The sequence below is a fragment of the Endozoicomonas sp. 8E genome (assembly GCF_032883915.1).
GTDB lineage: Bacteria > Pseudomonadota > Gammaproteobacteria > Pseudomonadales > Endozoicomonadaceae > Endozoicomonas_A.
On record NZ_CP120717.1, the window covers coordinates 763,537 to 780,205 of the forward strand.

Below are 16,669 nucleotides of genomic sequence, written 5' to 3' on the forward strand. Positions count from 1 at the left end.
ATAACTGGAAGCAATACTTTTTACTGATTGCGCTATGGGAAAGTAATCCGAGGTAAAAACACGGCAAACCATAGAGCTATTGCGGAAAGCTATGGCGTATAATCTCGCACCATGGTCACAAAGAAAAAAACACCGTCCCGAGGCAAGCAGCCGTCAGGACGAAAGAAGAAAGCCCAAAGTGCAGGAGGGCTCAGGCGCTGGTTCCCGGTTCTGGTAAAGCTGGGAATAGTCGGCCTGATTTTGCTTGCTGCTTACTCGGTTTATCTGGACGCTGTTGTTACTCAAAAGTTTGAAGGCAAGAAATGGGCGATTCCTGCTCAGGTGTATTCTCGTCCTCTGGAGCTTTATGAGGGACAGCTCCTCAACCCGAATGAGCTACAGGCTCAACTTCGTCGCCAGGGTTATCAGGCCGTCAGAGATGTCAGGCGACCCGGTACCTTTGCCCGCTCCGGGAATCGCTTCACCATTTACAGCAGGGGTTTTCATTTCCCGGATGGTGCTGAACCTTCCCGTTATGCCAGTGTCGTATTTTCTGGTAATGAAGTCGTCAGTCTTAGAGGAAGAGCCGCCGAAACTATTCCATTGTTAAGATTGGATCCTCAACTGATAGGAGGCATTTATCCCTCAACCTTTGAGGATCGGATTCTTATCCGTGAATCTCAGGCGCCAAAGCAGCTGACCAAAGCCTTGTTAGCGATAGAAGACAAGAATTTTTATGATCACTGGGGGATTTCACCGAGCTCGATAGCCAGGGCATTTCTGGTTAATTTGAGAGCAGGAGGGGTCATACAGGGTGGGAGTACACTGACTCAGCAGCTGGTTAAAAACTTTTATCTCAGCAATGAGCGAACCCTGACCCGAAAAATCAATGAAGCCATTATGTCGGTGCTGCTGGACTTTCATTATTCTAAAGATGACATTCTGGAAACCTATCTGAATGAAGTATACTTGGGGCAGCACGGTCGGCGGGCTATCCACGGCTTTGGTCTGGCCAGCCATTTCTACTTTGCCCAGCCCATTCAGGAGCTAAGCGCTGCCCGTGTTGCTCTGCTGGTGGGGTTGGTGAAAGGTCCCTCCTATTACGATCCAAGACGTTTTCCCGAAAGAGCAAAGGAGCGCAGAAATCTGGTACTCGATGTGATGGCAGATGAAGGTGTTGTGCCTCGCTCTGAAGCTGAACGATCCAAAAAACTGCCCTTGGGCGTTGTGACCCGGGAACAGCTCAATACCAGTGCTTATCCCGCGTACATTGATATGGTGAAAAAACAGCTCAGGGAAGATTACGACGAACGTGATCTTACCTCGGAAGGGTTGAGAATTTTCACCAATATGGACCCCATTATCCAGCGCTTTGCCCAGGCAAGTATGACGGATACGGTGGGTCAACTTGAAAAAGATAACCCTGATCTGCAGGGAGCCATGGTGGTGACCTCGGCCCAGACCGGCGATCTTCTGGCGGTAGTAGGCGACAAAAATCCGGGTTATGTTGGTTTTAACCGGGCTCTGGATGCACGACGTCCTGTGGGCTCATTGCTTAAGCCAGCGATCTATCTGACGGGGCTGGAGCAGCCTTCGCGCTATACGTTAACGACATCTGTCAATGATTCTCCTATTCAGGTAGACGACGGACGTGGTGGACTCTGGAAGCCTGCCAATTACGATGGCAAGTCCAGAGGCATAGTGCCTTTGCAAGAGGCGCTGGCCAGGTCCTACAACCAGGCGGCGATCCAGACCGGTATGGCTCTGGGTCTGAATAATGTCCTGAACACTATTGAGCGTTTGGGGATTGAGAAAAACCTGCCTCCCTATCCCTCCGTCATGTTGGGCGCCGCATCCCTTTCTCTTATGGATGTTGCCTCCATGTACCAAACCATCGCCAGCGGAGGCTTCAGGATGCCATTGCGGGCCATTGATGCGGTAGTGGATGCCCGTGGTCAACCCCTGAGGCGCTACAGTCTCTCGGTTGAGAGAGCTTTCGACTCTGCGCCCATGGAGCTTTTACGACATGCCATGGGTCAGGTCATGAGAGAAGGTACCGGGCGTCGTGCATACTGGAGCATCAGTCAGGATATTCAGTTAGCAGGAAAGAGTGGCACCACCAATGACCTGAGAGACAGTTGGTTTGCAGGTTTTACTGGAAATCTGATGGCAGTGGCCTGGTTGGGGAATGACGACAACAGTCCGACCAACCTGACTGGCAGTAGTGGTGCTCTGAGAGTCTGGACACGTCTTATGCAACAGGTGCCAATCAAGTCGGTGCAGCCTTTGAACAGTGAACAGATTGAGTACGTCTGGACGAAACCGGCAGAAAATGTAAGAACAGGGAAGAGCTGTGAGGGAGCAGTAAAAGTCCCTTATATAAAGGGTTCGGAGCCTGAGGATTATCAGGGCTGTGGTCGAACTGTGATTGAGCCCGCCAAAACTCTGTTTGATTCTATAAAATCATGGTTTGAATGACTGCCTGTAGCGAGACAAAAGTGAAACGATTAATACCTCTGTTTTTTGCAGTCCTCTTAACAGGGTGTTCTGGTATGGGACATTTGACGTACATACCAGCCTCCGATAAAGAGGCCACTCCCTCTCATAAGGGTCGAATGGATGCTCTTGGTACTCTGCTGGATCAGGCATCGGGTGCCATGGCAGAAAATGATCTGAACACTGCTGAAAGTTCCTTGTCCAGAGCCATGAGAATCAGTCCAACTGATCCATCGGTGTATTTCCTGTTGGCGCAACTCAGGAAAAAGCAGGGACATTATGGTCAGGCCCGTGAGCTGGCGGACAGAGCTCTGAGTCTGGGGCCGGAATCAGGTCTTAGACGACAGATTAGTAGCTTTCTGACTTCACTCGATTAGACAGGCTCATTTGTATTCTGCTTATTTGTGCAATTTTCATAGTAAAATACAGTTTGGGCTTTCATGGTAAAAGACAGTTGATGAGCACAGAAGTAAGAGAACTATTGATAGCTCTGGAAGCAGAGTTAAAAAGACTGGATTGCTGGCAGGCTACGCCACCTTCAGTTCAGGCACTGGCCAGTACAACGCCTTTCTGTATGGATACCATGGGATTCACTCAGTGGCTGCAATGGCTGTTTATTCCCCGGGTCCATGCCATTCTTGATCAGGGGGCTGACTTGCCAAAAGGCTCGAACATCAAGCCTTATGCAGAAGAAGCTCTGATGGTGGAGAAAATAGAAGCCACTCATTTACTGGTGCTGGTGGAGCGTTTTGACCATTTGATGAATTGATTTGGATCGCAGGTCAGATGAATACAGACAAAGCGGCAGACAGTATTCATCTGAAGGGCTTTAAACCGTCATCAGTCGTCTGACTTCCTTTTCATTCATCTCACTGCCTGCCCCTGACAGTACCAGTTCACCACGATCCAGTACGGCATATTGATCTGCCAGATCCCGGGCAAATTCAAAGTATTGTTCTACCAGCAGGATGGCCATTTCTCCCCTGTCCCTCAGCATTCCTATAACGGACTGAATATCTTTGATGATGGAAGGCTGAATGCCTTCGGTTGGCTCATCGAGAATTAACAACTCCGGTTGGGTGACCAGTGCCCGGGCAATAGCCAGTTGCTGTTGTTGGCCACCCGAGAGGTCGCCTCCACGACGATGTCTCATATCCAGCAAGACAGGAAAAAGGTCGTATATTTCCCGATCAACTCTACGCTGAGAACGCGGCAGACAGGCAAATCCTGTTTCCAGATTTTCCTGAACCGTAAGCAGAGGGAAGATCTGTCGACCCTGGGGTACGTAAGCAATTCCCTGACGGGCCCGTTGGTGTGAAGTCAGATTATTGATGGACTGACCTTTCCAGAGTATCTGCCCCGACGAGGCTGAAACACGCCCGGCAACGGTATTCATCAATGTGGTTTTACCCACACCGTTGCGACCCATAATACTGGTGACCTGACCTTTATCCGCTGTCAGGGAGACAGACTTCAGTGCCTGACTGGCACCGTAAAACACATCTATGTTCTGAACTTCAAGCATATTATTCTCCAGCACCGGGCTGCTTTTGGGCCTCAGGCTATCTCCCCAGATAGACGTCGATGACTTTTTGATCCTGCTGAACATGATCCAGCGACCCTTCTGCCAGGACACTGCCTTCATGAAGCACCATAACCTTACAGTCAAGCGCTTTGATAAAGGCCATGTCATGCTCGACCACCACAAGGCTTCGCTCTTCAGACAGTTCCCGAAGCAGGTCAGCGGTTCGGAAGGTTTCTTCATCTGTCATACCGGCTGCGGGCTCATCGATCAGCAGAAGCTCGGGGTCCTGAAGCAATAACATACCTATTTCAAGCCACTGCTTCTGACCGTGAGACAGGGATGCGCCAATAAAGTCACGGCAATCCTGAAGGCGGATTCTTCCGAGTGTTTTGTCAATCTTTCTATAGCCCTCTGCAGAAAGAGCTTTGAATATAGACTCAAAAGGTGAACGACGACCTTTAAGAGCCAGCTCCAGATTTTCCCAGACCGTCAGGCTCTCGATGACAGAAGGTTTCTGAAACTTTCGGCCAATTCCCAGATTGGCCACTTCTGCTTCATCGTGTTGGGTGAGATCGATAGAACCTCTTGAAAGCCTTGAGCGGTTCTTATCAAGCAGCCTTGAGCGGCCCTGATTAAGCAGCCTTGAGCGGCTCTTATTAAATAGAACCTCTCCGCTATCAGGTCGGGTTTTACCGGTAATGACGTCCATCATGGTGCTTTTACCGGCACCATTGGGGCCAATGATGGCCCTGAGTTCACACGGGTTGATTAAAAAAGACAGGCTGTTCAGGGCTTTGAAGCCATCAAAGCTGACGGTCACATTGTCAAGATACAGCAGCGTATTATCCGGTATATGTCTATCAACCACGATCGGCTACCTCCTGTTCCCGAGTCCGGGCTGATGGTTTCAAAAACTTCTCACGAACCTGACTGAATAAACCAACAACACCCTTGGGTAACCAGAGTGTTGTGACAACAAACAGTGCACCCAATGCAAACAGCCAGGCATCGGGCATCGCTCCGGTAAACCAGGTTTTGGCATAATTAACGAGCAGTGCACCTATGATTGCACCGTAGAGGGTTCCTCTGCCACCAACGGCCACCCAGATCACCAGTTCAATAGAGTTGACAGGGGAGAACTCACCCGGATTAATGATGCCTACCTGTGGCACATAAAGTGCGCCTGCGATGCCGGCCAACACGGCAGAAACCATAAAAGCAACCAGCTTGTAATGTTCAACCCGATAACCCATAAAACGGGTTCTGCTTTCGGCATCTCGGACAGCCATCAGAACTCTTCCGTAACGGGAATTCACCAGCCATCGACAAATCAGGTAGCCCAGTCCCAGGGCCAGCGCGGAAAACATCAACAGAGCGACACGGGTTGTGTCACTTTGCAGGCTGAAGCCCAGAATATCTTTAAAGTCGGTCAGGCCATTATTGCCACCAAAACCGAAATCGTTCTGGAAGAACATCAGCATCAGGGCATAAGTCAGTGCCTGAGTAATGATGGACAGATAGACGCCGGTGACCCGGGAACGGAATGCCAGCCAGCCAAACAGGAAAGCGAGAATGCCGGGAACCAGAGCCACCATCAATAGAGTAAACAAGAAAGAATCAAAACCCTGCCAGTACCAGGGCAGCTCCTGCCAGCTCAGAAACACCATGAAGTCTGGCAGCTCAGGATTGCCATAGACACCACGGTCACCAATCTGGCGCATCAGATACATCCCCATGGCATAGCCACCAAGGGCAAAGAGGGCGCCATGGCCGAGACTGAGGATGCCGCAATAACCCCAGACCAGATCCAGAGCCAGGGCCAGAAGGCCCAGACAGAGATATTTTCCAAGCAGTGTGACGGTATAACTGCTGACGTGCAGGGCAGAGCCTTCAGGTGCCAGAAGGTTGAGTCCACAGACCAGGATGCTAATGACAAAAACCGAGATCAAAAGCCACTTGCCCGCCGGATCGTCCAGAAGAAAACGACTGAGAGGACCTTTTCCATTTGTTTTTGACGACAACGCTACAGAACTCACGGATCAATCCTCCACCGCACGACCCTTAAGGGCGAACAGGCCTTTGGGTCTTTTCTGAATAAACAGAATGATGAAAATCAGTACCAGGATTTTGGCAACGACTGCACCTGCCCAGGGTTCCAGCAACTTATTGACGACACCCAGGCTCATGGCCGCCACCAATGTGCCCCAGAGATTTCCAACACCACCAAAGACCACCACCATGAAAGAGTCGATGATGTAGTTCTGGCCGAGATTTGGACCCACATTGGTTAACTGGGACAGGGCAACACCAGCAACGCCGGCAATACCGGAGCCAAGGCCAAAGGTCAGTGCGTCAATACGGTGGGTGGGAATGCCCATAGAGTTGGCCATGGCTCGATTCTGGGTAACGGCCCGTACATTCAAACCAAATCGGGTGTAGCGCAGGATAAACAACAGAGTCAGAAAGACGGCCAGACTGAAGCCAATGATGTAGACCCGGTTCCAGGTCAGAGATAAAGCCTCATTGATCACCCATGAGCCACTCAACCATTCCGGTGTTGAGACTGCCTGGTTCAGGGGCGAGAAGACGGTTCTGACGGCCTGTTGAAGTATCAGACTGATACCAAAAGTGGCCAGAAGTGTTTCCAGTGGGCGACCATAAAGGTGACGTATGACCAGTCGCTCAATCAAAATACCGACGCTACCAGCAACAACAAAGGCGGCTGGAATGGCAATAAACAGAGATTGCTCCAATAATGATGGAAAAGCTGATTGAATGACGAAAGTCGTATAAGCGCCAAGCATCATCATTTCGCCATGGGCCATGTTGATAACACCCATAACGCCAAAAGTGATCGCCAGACCAATGGCCGCCAGTAGTAATACCGAACCCAGACTTAAGCCAAAGAAAACACTTTCTATTGCGGAGTAGTATTCCTGTCTTCGATCCATGTCGGCCAGGGCGGTGTCTATGCCCAGAAGAATGTCTTTGTTTCTAGTCTCTGTTTTCGCTGATTCCAGTGCTGAACGAACAAAGGGATCATCAGACTCGGACAGAATTTCAAGACTTTGGATCTTGAGTTCATCACTACCCTGTTGGATCTGATATAAGGCAACCGCTGTTGTCAGGGCTGAATGAACATCTTCATCGGACTCCTTCTCCAGCATGGTTTTCAGAATGGCCAGTGTGTCAGCCTGAAGGTTTCTGGATGTTTCCTTAACTGCCTGAAGGCGCTTTTCCGGGTCTTCAGACTTCAGGTCCCAGAGAGCCAGAGCCGTTCTGATGGAGTTTCGCAGCCGGTTATTGATTCTGATTTTTTTCAGGCTGCGCTTTTTAACTTCACCCAGGACTTCATCCGTAATCGGGTCGGCAATGAGATACAGTCGACCTGACTTATTGCCCGAGATCAGACGACCTGTGCTCTTTTCAATAAACAGTTGGCCAGATAACCACAGGGTTAACAGTTTCTGGCTTTCATCATCACCTTTGGCAGAGAGACGGGTTATGGTGGTCTCCAGTTTGTCCCATGACTTCTCACTCAATTGTCTGGCCAGCTCTTCATTGCTTGTGATGTTGCTATTGGCCAGAGCCTGTGGGGATGAGACAAAGACAAAAAGAAGACAGAGGCATACTAACGGCAATACTTGCCAGAGTCTCCAGATCATAAAATTTCCAGTGAATAACGATGTGTTGGTCTGCCTTGTATTGGACAGACTTTTGGTGATGGCATGAAAGAGCTAATCTCTCATGCCATGTGACTTCAACAAAAGATCACTAATCAGTAGTTCTGACCAGAGCAGACACCTGATTCCAGGTTGTAGTTGCCGCACTTGATCGGGGCTGACCAGTCAGCAACAATTTTTGAGCTTTCAGGCAGATATTGAGTCCAGGCATCACCAATGACGCCCCCTTTGGTTTCCCAGACAATTTCAAACTGGCCATCGTCCTGAATTTCGCCAATCAATACCGGCTTGGTCAGGTGATGGTTGGTGTTCATTACAGCAATACCACCTGTCAGGTTGGGAACAGTGATGCCATACATGGCTGAACGGACGGCATCAACGCTGGTGGTTCCTGCTTTTTCAACAGCTTTTGTCCACATGTTAAAGCCAATATAAGTGGCTTCCATTGGATCATTGGCAACACGCTCTTCATTCCTGGTAAAGGTCTGCCAGGTTTCGATGAACTCATCGTTGATATCACTCTCGGCACTCATAAAGTAGTTCCAGGCTGCCAGGTGGCCTACCAGAGGTGCAGTATCTATACCTGACAGCTCTTCTTCGCCGACAGAGAAGGCAATCACCGGAATGTCTTCAGCAGCAATGCCCTGGTTAGCCAATTCTTTATAGAAAGGTACGTTGGCGTCGCCATTGATGGTGGAAATAACCGCCGTCTTTTTACCAGCTTTACCAAACTTCTTGATATCAGAAACAATGGTCTGCCAGTCAGAGTGACCAAAAGGCGTGTAATTGATCATGATGTCCGACTCTTTGATACCCTTGCTCTTCAGGTAGGATTCCAGAATCTTGTTGGTGGTTCTCGGGTAGACGTAATCAGTACCGGCCAGAACAAAACGATTGACGCTGCCGCCCTCTGAACTCATCAGATAATCAACCGCAGGAATAGCCTGTTGGTTGGGCGCTGCGCCGGTGTAAAAAACGTTTTTGGATGACTCTTGTCCCTCATACTGAACCGGGTAGAACATCAGGCCGTTTAACTCTTCAACCACTGGCAGAACTGATTTTCTGGAGACGGAAGTCCAGCCGCCAAAAATGACATCGACCTTTTCTTTTGCCAGCAGCTCACGCGCTTTTTCTGCAAACAGTGGCCAGTCAGAGGCAGGATCAACAACAACCGCTTCGAGTTTCTTTCCCAGCAGTCCACCTTTCTTATTCTGCTCGTCCACCATCATTAAAACAGTGTCTTTTAATGTGGTTTCACTGATCGCCATGGTGCCTGACAGAGAATGTAAAACACCAACCTTGATGGTCTCTGCAGCCTGGGATATGACCGAAAAAGAAAGGGCGGCGGTTGCGGCAGATGCTGCAACCAGACCCTTCGAGAGTTTTTTGAGGGAGCTCTTCATAGTTTTTATTAATCCTGTTTTTTATCCTTATGTGCGACAGTGTGACAGCAATGTGTATGCCAATATTGGCAGTCTTTGTCGTTCATGCGGAAAAGCTCTCACTTCTAACAGCTGAGTTAGAGTTAATTTCTTAATATCGTCTTGACAGTAGATGCCTTATTTCAGAACATCTTTGATCGCCAATGTGGTGCCTTTGCATTTTTTTGGTGCTATTTAAGCTGACTTTATGGTCAATAATGTCAGCAGTCGTATAAAAATAAAATGGAACATCTTTTGCAGGCCAGAGATGACCTTTAACATTAAGGGCAGAAGTATGGGGCTGGCATTCAATCGACTCTCTATCCCGCGATCTATCCCGCGATCTAACCCGGATACTGATTCCGATCAGGATGACGTTGCGTCCGGAGGCAGCGGCTGGCGTGCCGGTATTGCCGTTGAACTGAAATACATGGACGGCCATACCCGCATGGGCCGTTCGCGGCATTATGGACCACTGAGGATTCAGCGTCCGTTCTGGCCAGAAGGTAAAGACCTGGCCCATCTCTATGTTCTTCACCCACCAGGAGGGTTGGTTGCCGGTGACGAGCTGATTCAGAGTTTTGAAGCCCACTCTGGTGCATCCGGACTGGTTACCACACCTGCTGCGGGGAAAGTCTATTTCAATGGTAATGGCCGTCTTCAGAAACAGCTAACGTCCATGGTCGTTCAAGAGGGTGCCTGTCTTGAATGGTTGCCTCAGGAAACTATTATCTTTAATGGTGCAGAAGCGGAATTGAACACTTCTGTCGAGCTGAGAGGCAATGGTTGCTTCGCAGGCTGGGACATCGTTTGTCTCGGTCGTAAAGCCAGTGGCGAAGCGTTTAAGCAGGGCAGGGTGATCCAGAACCTTCAGCTCACCCGTAACGACCAGCCGCTTTATCGAGAAAGGCTGGAGCTGGCTGCGGATTCGCCCCTTACCCAGTCCGTTCTTGGTCTTAATGGTCAGCATGTTTTCGGTACACTGATCATGACCCTTGAAAAAGACCCCGGCTGCGATCATCTGCATGAAAGACTGGAAGCCCAGGGAGGCTCGAAATGTGCAGCCATTACCTGGCGAAACGGGGTTTTTATTGCCCGTTATCTCGGCAGTTCACCTGAACAGGCCAGAACACTGTTTGCCTGGCTTTGGAATGAGCTTCGTAGTCACTTGAATGGCCGGCAAGGTTGCAAGCCCAGAATCTGGAATACCTGATCGTTGATGCCTATAACCTACTAGGAGCCTGACCGAGAATAGCGCCCGTAGCGAGGACGGCAGAAAATTGAGGATGAAAATTCGGTTTTGTAAGGAGAATAGCGAGCTATTTGACGAACAAAAGCGGATTTTCAGACCAATTTGCTGCCGCCGCAGTAGGGCAGTCTATTCTCGGTCAGGCTCCTAGCAGCCTGTCGGACTTGAGCGTCCGTAGCGAGGATTGCGAGAAATTGAGGATAAAAATTTCTGATTCCGAGGAGAATAGCGAGCTATTTGACGAGGGAGCAGGAATTTTTAGACCAATTTATCGCAACCGCACGACTGCATGGATGCAGGAGCTAGAGCAACGCAGGAGCAGTTGCCGCGTAGGACAGTCTTAAGTCCGACAGGCTGCTAGACGGCAATATTGCATTAAAAGACCACAAGAATTAATTGGAGGGCTCTCATGGAGCTGACCCCCAGAGAAAAAGACAAACTGCTTTTATACACAGCGGCACTGGTTGCGGAACGTCGCCTTGGCAGGGGTGTGAAGCTGAACTACCCGGAGTCCATCGCACTGATTTCCATGCACATAATGGAGGGAGCCAGAGACGGGAAAACAGTTGCTGAGCTGATGAATGAAGGGCGTGAAATCCTGACCCGTGACAATGTCATGGAAGGCATTCCCGAGATGATTCATGAAGTTCAGGTAGAAGCCACTTTTCCGGACGGCACCAAGCTGGTGACGGTTCACAATCCCATTGCGTAGAGCAGGAGGTTTTATGATTCCAGGAGAGGTCATTGCCTGCGAAGAGGCAATTGACATTAATAAAGGGCGGGAGACCTGTGTTGTCACCGTTGCCAATACCGGCGACAGGCCAGTACAGGTTGGCTCTCATTATCATTTCTACGAAGTGAACCCGGCACTGGCTTTTGATCGGGAATCCACCCTCGGTTTCCGGTTGAATATCCCGGCAGGAACCGCTGTCCGTTTTGAGCCTGGTCAGGGTCGACAGGTTGAACTGGTGCGTTTTGCCGGAGAAGGCAAAATCTATGGTTTCCGTGGTGATGTCATGGGTCAGCTTGAGCAGGGAGATAAATAATGGCCAGAATGGAGCGTCAAACCTATGTGGATATGTTTGGTCCGACCGTAGGCGACAAAGTACGTCTTGGTGACACTGACCTTTTCATCAGTCCGGAGAAAGATTTTACCGTCTATGGCGACGAAGTGAAATTTGGAGGCGGCAAGGTTATTCGTGACGGTATGGGCCAGAGTCAGAGAACGGGAGCTGATGCGGTGGATACGGTCATCACCAATGCCCTGATTCTGGATCACTGGGGCATCGTAAAAGCCGATATTGGCATTAAAAACGGTCGGATAGAAAAGATAGGCAAGGCTGGCAACCCCGATGTACAGGCCGGAGTCGACATCATTATCGGTCCCGGCACCGAAGTGATTGCCGGTGAAGGTCAGATTGTCACTGCAGGTGGGGTTGATGCCCATATCCACTTCATCTGTCCCCAACAGATAGAAGAAGCCCTGGCTTCCGGAGTCACCACGATGCTTGGTGGCGGCACCGGACCCGCTACAGGGAGCAATGCGACAACCTGTACACCGGGTGAGTGGCATATGAGTTCCATGCTTCAGGCTGTGGATAGTTTGCCTATGAATATCGGTTTTCTTGGCAAAGGCAACGCCAGTATACCCGCAGCACTGGAAGAACAGGTTCTGGCGGGAGCCATGGGGCTCAAGCTTCATGAAGACTGGGGGACCACTCCCGCTTCTATTGATTGTTGCCTTGGAGTCGCAGAGAAATACGACATTCAGGTAGCTATTCACACCGACACCCTGAATGAATCCGGCTTTGTTGAAGATACTATTGCCGCATTCAAGGGAAGAGTTATCCACACCTATCATACCGAAGGTGCCGGAGGTGGACATGCTCCCGATATTATTAAGGCTTGTGGTGAAGACTTTGTCCTGCCGTCGTCTACAAACCCGACACGTCCATACACTATCAATACGGTTGATGAGCATCTGGATATGCTGATGGTTTGTCACCATCTTGATCCGAACATTCCTGAAGATGTGGCTTTTGCCGACTCCCGCATTCGTCGTGAAACCATTGCAGCAGAAGATATTCTGCATGACCTGGGCGCTTTCTCGATGATCGCTTCAGACTCCCAGGCCATGGGCCGGGTCGGTGAAGTGGTTTGTCGTACCTGGCAGACGGCTCATAAAATGAAAGTACAAAGGGGATTATTGCCTGAAGACTCATCGGCGGGTGTGGATAACTTCAGAGCGCGCCGTTATGTGGCGAAATACACCATGAATCCGGCAATAACCCACGGTATTTCTCATGAAGTGGGTTCTGTCGAGCCGGGTAAGCTGGCTGACCTGGTGCTGTGGAAACCGGCATTTTTTGGCACTAAACCCTCTCTGGTATTAAAGGGTGGAGCGATTGCCATGGCACCCATGGGTGATCCCAATGCGTCCATCCCGACACCACAACCGGTTCATTACCGACCCATGTTTGGGGCTCTGGGTAAAACCGTTTCTGCTACCTCGCTTTCGTTTGTTTCACAGGCCGCTTTTGAAAACGACATCGGCCGTAAACTAGGATTGAATAAAGTCGTTTCTGCGGTAAAAAATACCCGAACGATTCGCAAGAAAGACATGTTGCTGAATACTTGGCAGCCCCATATGGAAGTAAATCCGGAGACCTATGAAGTCCGTGCCGATGGTGAGTTGCTGGTCTGTGAACCGGCCAAAGTCGTACCTCTGGCACAGCGCTACTTTCTTTTTTAATCATTGTTTCACAAGCTTCATTAACAGTTTTTTATGGGCCTTTTTCAAGCAAAAAGACTTTAGAGTTAATGGACCAAAGCCAATCAAGCAAAGGAAAATAAGAAATGCTGAAGTTAACCAGGCGCCTCCAGGAAACTGACGTTCAGCACAATGATGAGCTATTGCTGCCATTTGATGAGCGCAAGAGAGGTCGTTTAAAAGCGACCACCCAGGGAGGAAGAGCAGCGGGAATATTCATCGAGCGCGGCGATGTTTTAAGAGGCGGCACCCTGCTTCAGGCCGACAGCGGTGAAGTCGTATTGATACGAGCCAGCGATGAAGAGGTGACAACCGCCAGTTGTGAGAATGCTCTGACGTTTGCCAAAGCCTGCTACCACCTTGGCAATCGTCATGTTCCATTGCAGATAGGTAATAACTGGCTTCGATTCCAGAAAGATCACGTTCTGGATGAAATGGTGATGTTACTGGGGCTGACGGTAGATCACACGGAAGCTCCTTTTGAGCCCGAAAACGGTGCTTACGCCAAGGGGCATGGTCATCATCATGGTGAGCACAGCCATGAGCCGGTGGAAAGCCATGAACACTGAGGCATTACTTGGCCTTTTGCATCTATCCAGTCCGGCTCTGCCTGTTGGGGCTTTCGCGTACTCCCAGGGGTTGGAAACCGCTATTGATCGACAATGGTGTTTTGATCGGGAGTCCACCAGCCATTGGATCTCCCAGTTGCTCAGGCAGGGAATGGGTCGTCTGGATGTTCCGGTATTCTTTCGACTTTACGACGCTTTTCAGTCTGACGACAGACCGTCAGTTGAGCATTGGAACCGTCAACTGCTCGCCTTTCGAGAAACTCGTGAGCTTTATGATGAAGACTGTCAGGTGGGCAGGGCATTCAAAACCTGGCTGAAGTCTTTATTCCCGGAAGAATCCAGAGCGGACTGGCTGGAGATGCCCACCCAGGCAGCTATGTTTGCTTTATCGAGTTTATGCCACGGCATGGAGAAAGACACTGCTGCTATCGGACTGCTTTGGTCATGGTGCGAAAACCAGGTGACTGCGGCAACCAAGGCAGTACCTCTGGGACAGACCGATGCCCAGAAAATTTTGCACCATCTGGCCAGTGAAATTGGCCCTGTGATCGAGAGCGCTAAAACGATTCATGATCACGAATTGGGTAATAACCTGGTGCATTTCGCCATGGCCAGCAGCTGGCATGAGCACCAGTATTCAAGATTGTTCAGATCCTAGGAAGAAGAAATATGACTAGCAAGCAGCCTCAAACCCTCCGTGTTGGTGTCGGTGGTCCGGTAGGGTCCGGTAAAACAGCACTGCTCACCAAACTCTGTGCCTCCATGCGCCAGCATTATAATCTGGCAGTGGTGACTAATGATATTTATACGAAAGAAGACGCGCAGTTTCTGATTCGTCATGAGGCGTTGGAAGAAGATCGCATCATTGGCGTTGAAACCGGTGGATGTCCTCATACGGCTATTCGTGAAGATGCATCCATGAACCTGGCAGCGGTGGATGAGCTTTGTCAGAGACATCCGGGACTGGAAATGGTTCTGGTGGAGTCCGGTGGCGATAACCTCAGTGCAACCTTCAGCCCTGAACTGTCCGACCTGACTATCTACGTCATTGATGTTTCCGCAGGAGACAAGATTCCTCGTAAGGGAGGGCCGGGTATTACCCGTTCTGATCTGTTGATCATCAATAAAACCGATCTTGCACCTATCGTTGGAGCCTCTCTGGAAGTCATGGACAGAGATGCAAAAAAGATGCGCGGAGATCGTCCTTTCCTGTTCACCAACCTGAAAGCGGAGCAGGGTGTCCGTGAAGTGATCGACTTTATCGTTGACAAAGGCATGCTGGAAGCGAAAATGCCTGAAAAACAGGATCACGAACCCACTGCCGTGAGCGTATAATGTCGCACAATTCACCGTTCGCGGTAATGAAAATAGACAGGAGTAGTACGATATGAAAAAACTGAGAGCTGTTTCTACAGCCACTGCCGCCGTGTTGGCCTCTTCTCTGGCTTTTGCCCATCCGGGAGACCATTCAGAGGGGAGTGTTTTCTCATTGCTGATGCACTTTCTGACTGAGCCCGATCATATGGTCTTTATCGGCGTCGCCGGTGCCCTGGCGTGTTTTTCCTACCGTATCTATAAAAAGATTGCAGGTAAAAAACGTCAGAGTTAATGAACGAAGCCGGGCAGTTGGGCCTGCCCGGTGCTGACCCGGCCCCGGTTCAGAAACAGAACTGCTTCATTTGTTGACGAATTCTCTCCTTCTCCCTTTCCCGGCCTTCATCATCCAGTATTTCAAAACTGCCATCGGCTTTGTTCAGACGTACCTGATCATCACTGTCGAGTGTCTCGAGGTTGGCTGAAAGAGTATTACAGTAAGCCAGAACTTCGGGGTTTTGACTGGTTTGAGAAGGGTTCTCTGGGGCGGACTCAGACTCAACGGAAGGGGGCGGGTCTCCAGGATCTTCTTTATGCTCGTTCACCGTTGAAATGATCTCGGTATCAACATTAACCAGTGGCGGTCTGGAGGAGTAGTGAGCTGTGCCCTTTTCATCAACCCACTTGAAAATTTTTTCTGCCTGAACGGGGAGGTTGAGGCAGGCCGTCAGAAGCAGCAAAACCAGAGCTTGTATTGCTTTCATGCCGATTATCCTTAAGTGTTTGATTTATCATTGGAAACATTACCGAGCCCGGCTTCTAGCCTGATTATATTGAGCTAAAGCTGTTTTTCTGGCTCATGATTGTTTTCAGTCATTACTCTAAATGTAAGCAATTTCTGGCAGAATATTGAAAAAGCTTTAACTTATTGATTTATTAGAATTATTCTTATCAAGTAAAACTGTGTTTCAATAAATACCCCCTCTGATATACCCTGAAAACCCTCAAAATAGCCCCAAGCCTTTAGAGGCTGTCGCAAAGCTCTGGTTCTCACGCTCCAGAGCGTGTCGCAAAACTCCAACAGCCCGTTTCCATGCTCTGAGGTCGTCATTCCCGCGAAGGCGGGAATCCAGGGCCAACTGTGGATCTCTGCCTTCTCGGGGATGACAAGGCCAGGGGGGGCACCGGGCAGTAGGGTTCTGGTGGTGAGTCAGTGTGGATTCCCGCCTTCGCGGGAATGACGAGAATGAAGCCGGGAATGACGGGAGTCAACTCGTTCCCAGGCTGGAGAGAGTTTTTCGACACCCTCAGAGCATGGGAACGAGTTGTATCTTTGGGCTTGAGGTCAAAAGAAGTCGTGAGTTCAAAAAAGTTATAAATCTCTGTGGCCATAAAAAGCTCCTCTGGTAGTAGGAGCTTCTTTGCTGGGGCTTTTCTTGATCTGTCAGGAATGAAAGTTTCAGCATCCCCGGTTTCCTCCATATATTGCAGCAACTGCTCCACACGCTTGCCATAGATCTCCTTATACTGACTTCCCAAATACTCAGTCGCATCCACAATGGCCTGCATATCGGCCCGGTGTGCTGCCCGTTTCTGAGTCAGGGTACTCATCTCCGAAAACTCCGGAGGTAGCTCCGGTGAGCCTTTCCCCACGGGCGGCAGA

The 16,669-nt window shown here is 49.9% G+C and carries 19 protein-coding genes; 11 read left to right on the forward strand and 8 right to left on the reverse strand.

What is annotated here, in order from left to right; genetic code table 11:
• The first annotated feature begins 111 nt into the window (after positions 1-111).
• From mrcB to P6910_RS03125, 3 genes are all read left to right on the forward strand, one after another.
• Positions 112-2,457, forward strand: coding sequence for a penicillin-binding protein 1B (mrcB, locus tag P6910_RS03115; protein WP_317144830.1), 2,346 nt, complete (start codon positions 112-114; stop codon positions 2,455-2,457).
• Between the two features lie 83 nt (positions 2,458-2,540).
• Positions 2,541-2,852 carry a tetratricopeptide repeat protein gene (locus tag P6910_RS03120; RefSeq protein ID WP_317144831.1) on the forward strand — a complete coding sequence of 104 codons (312 nt, stop codon included), beginning with the start codon at positions 2,541-2,543 and terminating at the stop codon, positions 2,850-2,852.
• Positions 2,853-2,932: 80 nt separating this feature from the next.
• Positions 2,933-3,244: a YqcC family protein gene (locus P6910_RS03125; protein WP_317144832.1), complete on the forward strand. Its 312-nt coding sequence runs from the start codon at positions 2,933-2,935 to the stop codon at positions 3,242-3,244.
• Positions 3,245-3,304: 60 nt separating this feature from the next.
• On the opposite strand, the gene urtE is transcribed toward P6910_RS03125, so the two are convergent.
• From urtE to urtA, 5 genes are all read right to left on the reverse strand, one after another.
• The gene (gene urtE / locus P6910_RS03130) at positions 3,305-4,000 is read right to left on the reverse strand and encodes an urea ABC transporter ATP-binding subunit UrtE (protein ID WP_317146503.1); all 696 of its coding nucleotides are present in this window, start codon (positions 3,998-4,000) and stop codon (positions 3,305-3,307) included.
• A gap of 37 nt (positions 4,001-4,037) precedes the next feature.
• Positions 4,038-4,868, reverse strand: coding sequence for an ABC transporter ATP-binding protein (locus tag P6910_RS03135; RefSeq protein ID WP_317144833.1), 831 nt, complete (start codon positions 4,866-4,868; stop codon positions 4,038-4,040).
• Positions 4,861-5,949, reverse strand: a complete 1,089-nt coding sequence (gene urtC, locus P6910_RS03140) for an urea ABC transporter permease subunit UrtC (protein ID WP_410493914.1) — start codon at positions 5,947-5,949, stop codon at positions 4,861-4,863. The genes P6910_RS03135 and urtC overlap by 8 nt, the downstream gene beginning before the upstream one ends.
• 90 nt (positions 5,950-6,039) lie before the next feature.
• Positions 6,040-7,665, reverse strand: coding sequence for an urea ABC transporter permease subunit UrtB (gene urtB, locus P6910_RS03145; protein WP_317144835.1), 1,626 nt, complete (start codon positions 7,663-7,665; stop codon positions 6,040-6,042).
• Positions 7,666-7,778: 113 nt separating this feature from the next.
• Positions 7,779-9,086, reverse strand: coding sequence for an urea ABC transporter substrate-binding protein (gene urtA / locus P6910_RS03150; RefSeq protein ID WP_317144836.1), 1,308 nt, complete (start codon positions 9,084-9,086; stop codon positions 7,779-7,781).
• A 286-nt stretch (positions 9,087-9,372) separates the two neighbouring features.
• Between urtA and P6910_RS03155 the strand changes: the two genes are divergently transcribed.
• The 8 genes from P6910_RS03155 (at position 9,373) to P6910_RS03190 (ending at position 15,301) form a co-directional block, all read left to right on the forward strand.
• Positions 9,373-10,317 (forward strand): urease accessory protein UreD, encoded by a 945-nt coding sequence (locus tag P6910_RS03155; RefSeq protein WP_317144837.1) that lies wholly within the window; start codon positions 9,373-9,375, stop codon positions 10,315-10,317.
• 445 nt (positions 10,318-10,762) lie between these two features.
• Positions 10,763-11,065, forward strand: coding sequence for an urease subunit gamma (gene ureA / locus P6910_RS03160; RefSeq protein ID WP_317144838.1), 303 nt, complete (start codon positions 10,763-10,765; stop codon positions 11,063-11,065).
• 13 nt (positions 11,066-11,078) lie between these two features.
• Positions 11,079-11,399, forward strand: coding sequence for an urease subunit beta (locus tag P6910_RS03165; protein WP_317144839.1), 321 nt, complete (start codon positions 11,079-11,081; stop codon positions 11,397-11,399).
• Positions 11,399-13,105 (forward strand): urease subunit alpha, encoded by a 1,707-nt coding sequence (gene ureC / locus P6910_RS03170; RefSeq protein ID WP_317144840.1) that lies wholly within the window; start codon positions 11,399-11,401, stop codon positions 13,103-13,105. The genes P6910_RS03165 and ureC overlap by 1 nt, the downstream gene beginning before the upstream one ends.
• 104 nt (positions 13,106-13,209) lie before the next feature.
• Positions 13,210-13,692: an urease accessory protein UreE gene (ureE, locus tag P6910_RS03175; protein ID WP_317144841.1), complete on the forward strand. Its 483-nt coding sequence runs from the start codon at positions 13,210-13,212 to the stop codon at positions 13,690-13,692.
• A complete protein-coding gene (locus P6910_RS03180) occupies positions 13,664-14,350 on the forward strand; it encodes an urease accessory protein UreF (RefSeq protein ID WP_317144842.1) in 687 nt (228 codons plus the stop codon). The genes ureE and P6910_RS03180 overlap by 29 nt, the downstream gene beginning before the upstream one ends.
• Before the next feature lie 11 nt (positions 14,351-14,361).
• Complete coding sequence (gene ureG / locus P6910_RS03185) at positions 14,362-15,027, forward strand: urease accessory protein UreG (protein ID WP_317144843.1); 666 nt, start codon at positions 14,362-14,364, stop codon at positions 15,025-15,027.
• A gap of 52 nt (positions 15,028-15,079) precedes the next feature.
• A complete protein-coding gene (locus tag P6910_RS03190) occupies positions 15,080-15,301 on the forward strand; it encodes a HupE/UreJ family protein (protein WP_317144844.1) in 222 nt (73 codons plus the stop codon).
• A gap of 49 nt (positions 15,302-15,350) precedes the next feature.
• Here P6910_RS03190 and P6910_RS03195 read toward each other — a convergent pair whose 3' ends face one another.
• From P6910_RS03195 to P6910_RS03205, 3 genes are all read right to left on the reverse strand, one after another.
• Positions 15,351-15,770 (reverse strand): DUF4124 domain-containing protein, encoded by a 420-nt coding sequence (locus P6910_RS03195; protein WP_317144845.1) that lies wholly within the window; start codon positions 15,768-15,770, stop codon positions 15,351-15,353.
• Positions 15,771-16,010: 240 nt separating this feature from the next.
• Positions 16,011-16,145: a hypothetical protein gene (locus P6910_RS03200; protein ID WP_317144846.1), complete on the reverse strand. Its 135-nt coding sequence runs from the start codon at positions 16,143-16,145 to the stop codon at positions 16,011-16,013.
• Positions 16,114-16,617: a hypothetical protein gene (locus P6910_RS03205; RefSeq protein ID WP_317144847.1), complete on the reverse strand. Its 504-nt coding sequence runs from the start codon at positions 16,615-16,617 to the stop codon at positions 16,114-16,116. Before P6910_RS03205 ends, P6910_RS03200 begins: the two co-directional genes overlap by 32 nt.
• Between the last annotated feature and the right edge of the window lie 52 nt (positions 16,618-16,669).

Coding starts and splice junctions, on each gene's coding strand:
- P6910_RS03205 (WP_317144847.1), bottom strand. CDS start 16,617: ATGAGTACCCTGACTCAGAAACGGGCAGCACACCGGGCCGATATGCAG.
- P6910_RS03190 (WP_317144844.1), top strand. CDS start 15,080: ATGAAAAAACTGAGAGCTGTTTCTACAGCCACTGCCGCCGTGTTGGCC.
- ureA (WP_317144838.1), top strand. CDS start 10,763: ATGGAGCTGACCCCCAGAGAAAAAGACAAACTGCTTTTATACACAGCG.
- P6910_RS03125 (WP_317144832.1), top strand. CDS start 2,933: ATGAGCACAGAAGTAAGAGAACTATTGATAGCTCTGGAAGCAGAGTTA.
- ureC (WP_317144840.1), top strand. CDS start 11,399: ATGGCCAGAATGGAGCGTCAAACCTATGTGGATATGTTTGGTCCGACC.
- urtE (WP_317146503.1), bottom strand. CDS start 4,000: ATGCTTGAAGTTCAGAACATAGATGTGTTTTACGGTGCCAGTCAGGCA.
- urtA (WP_317144836.1), bottom strand. CDS start 9,086: ATGAAGAGCTCCCTCAAAAAACTCTCGAAGGGTCTGGTTGCAGCATCT.
- P6910_RS03180 (WP_317144842.1), top strand. CDS start 13,664: ATGAGCCGGTGGAAAGCCATGAACACTGAGGCATTACTTGGCCTTTTG.
- P6910_RS03165 (WP_317144839.1), top strand. CDS start 11,079: ATGATTCCAGGAGAGGTCATTGCCTGCGAAGAGGCAATTGACATTAAT.
- P6910_RS03195 (WP_317144845.1), bottom strand. CDS start 15,770: ATGAAAGCAATACAAGCTCTGGTTTTGCTGCTTCTGACGGCCTGCCTC.
- ureE (WP_317144841.1), top strand. CDS start 13,210: ATGCTGAAGTTAACCAGGCGCCTCCAGGAAACTGACGTTCAGCACAAT.
- ureG (WP_317144843.1), top strand. CDS start 14,362: ATGACTAGCAAGCAGCCTCAAACCCTCCGTGTTGGTGTCGGTGGTCCG.
- urtB (WP_317144835.1), bottom strand. CDS start 7,665: ATGATCTGGAGACTCTGGCAAGTATTGCCGTTAGTATGCCTCTGTCTT.
- P6910_RS03155 (WP_317144837.1), top strand. CDS start 9,373: ATGACCTTTAACATTAAGGGCAGAAGTATGGGGCTGGCATTCAATCGA.
- mrcB (WP_317144830.1), top strand. CDS start 112: ATGGTCACAAAGAAAAAAACACCGTCCCGAGGCAAGCAGCCGTCAGGA.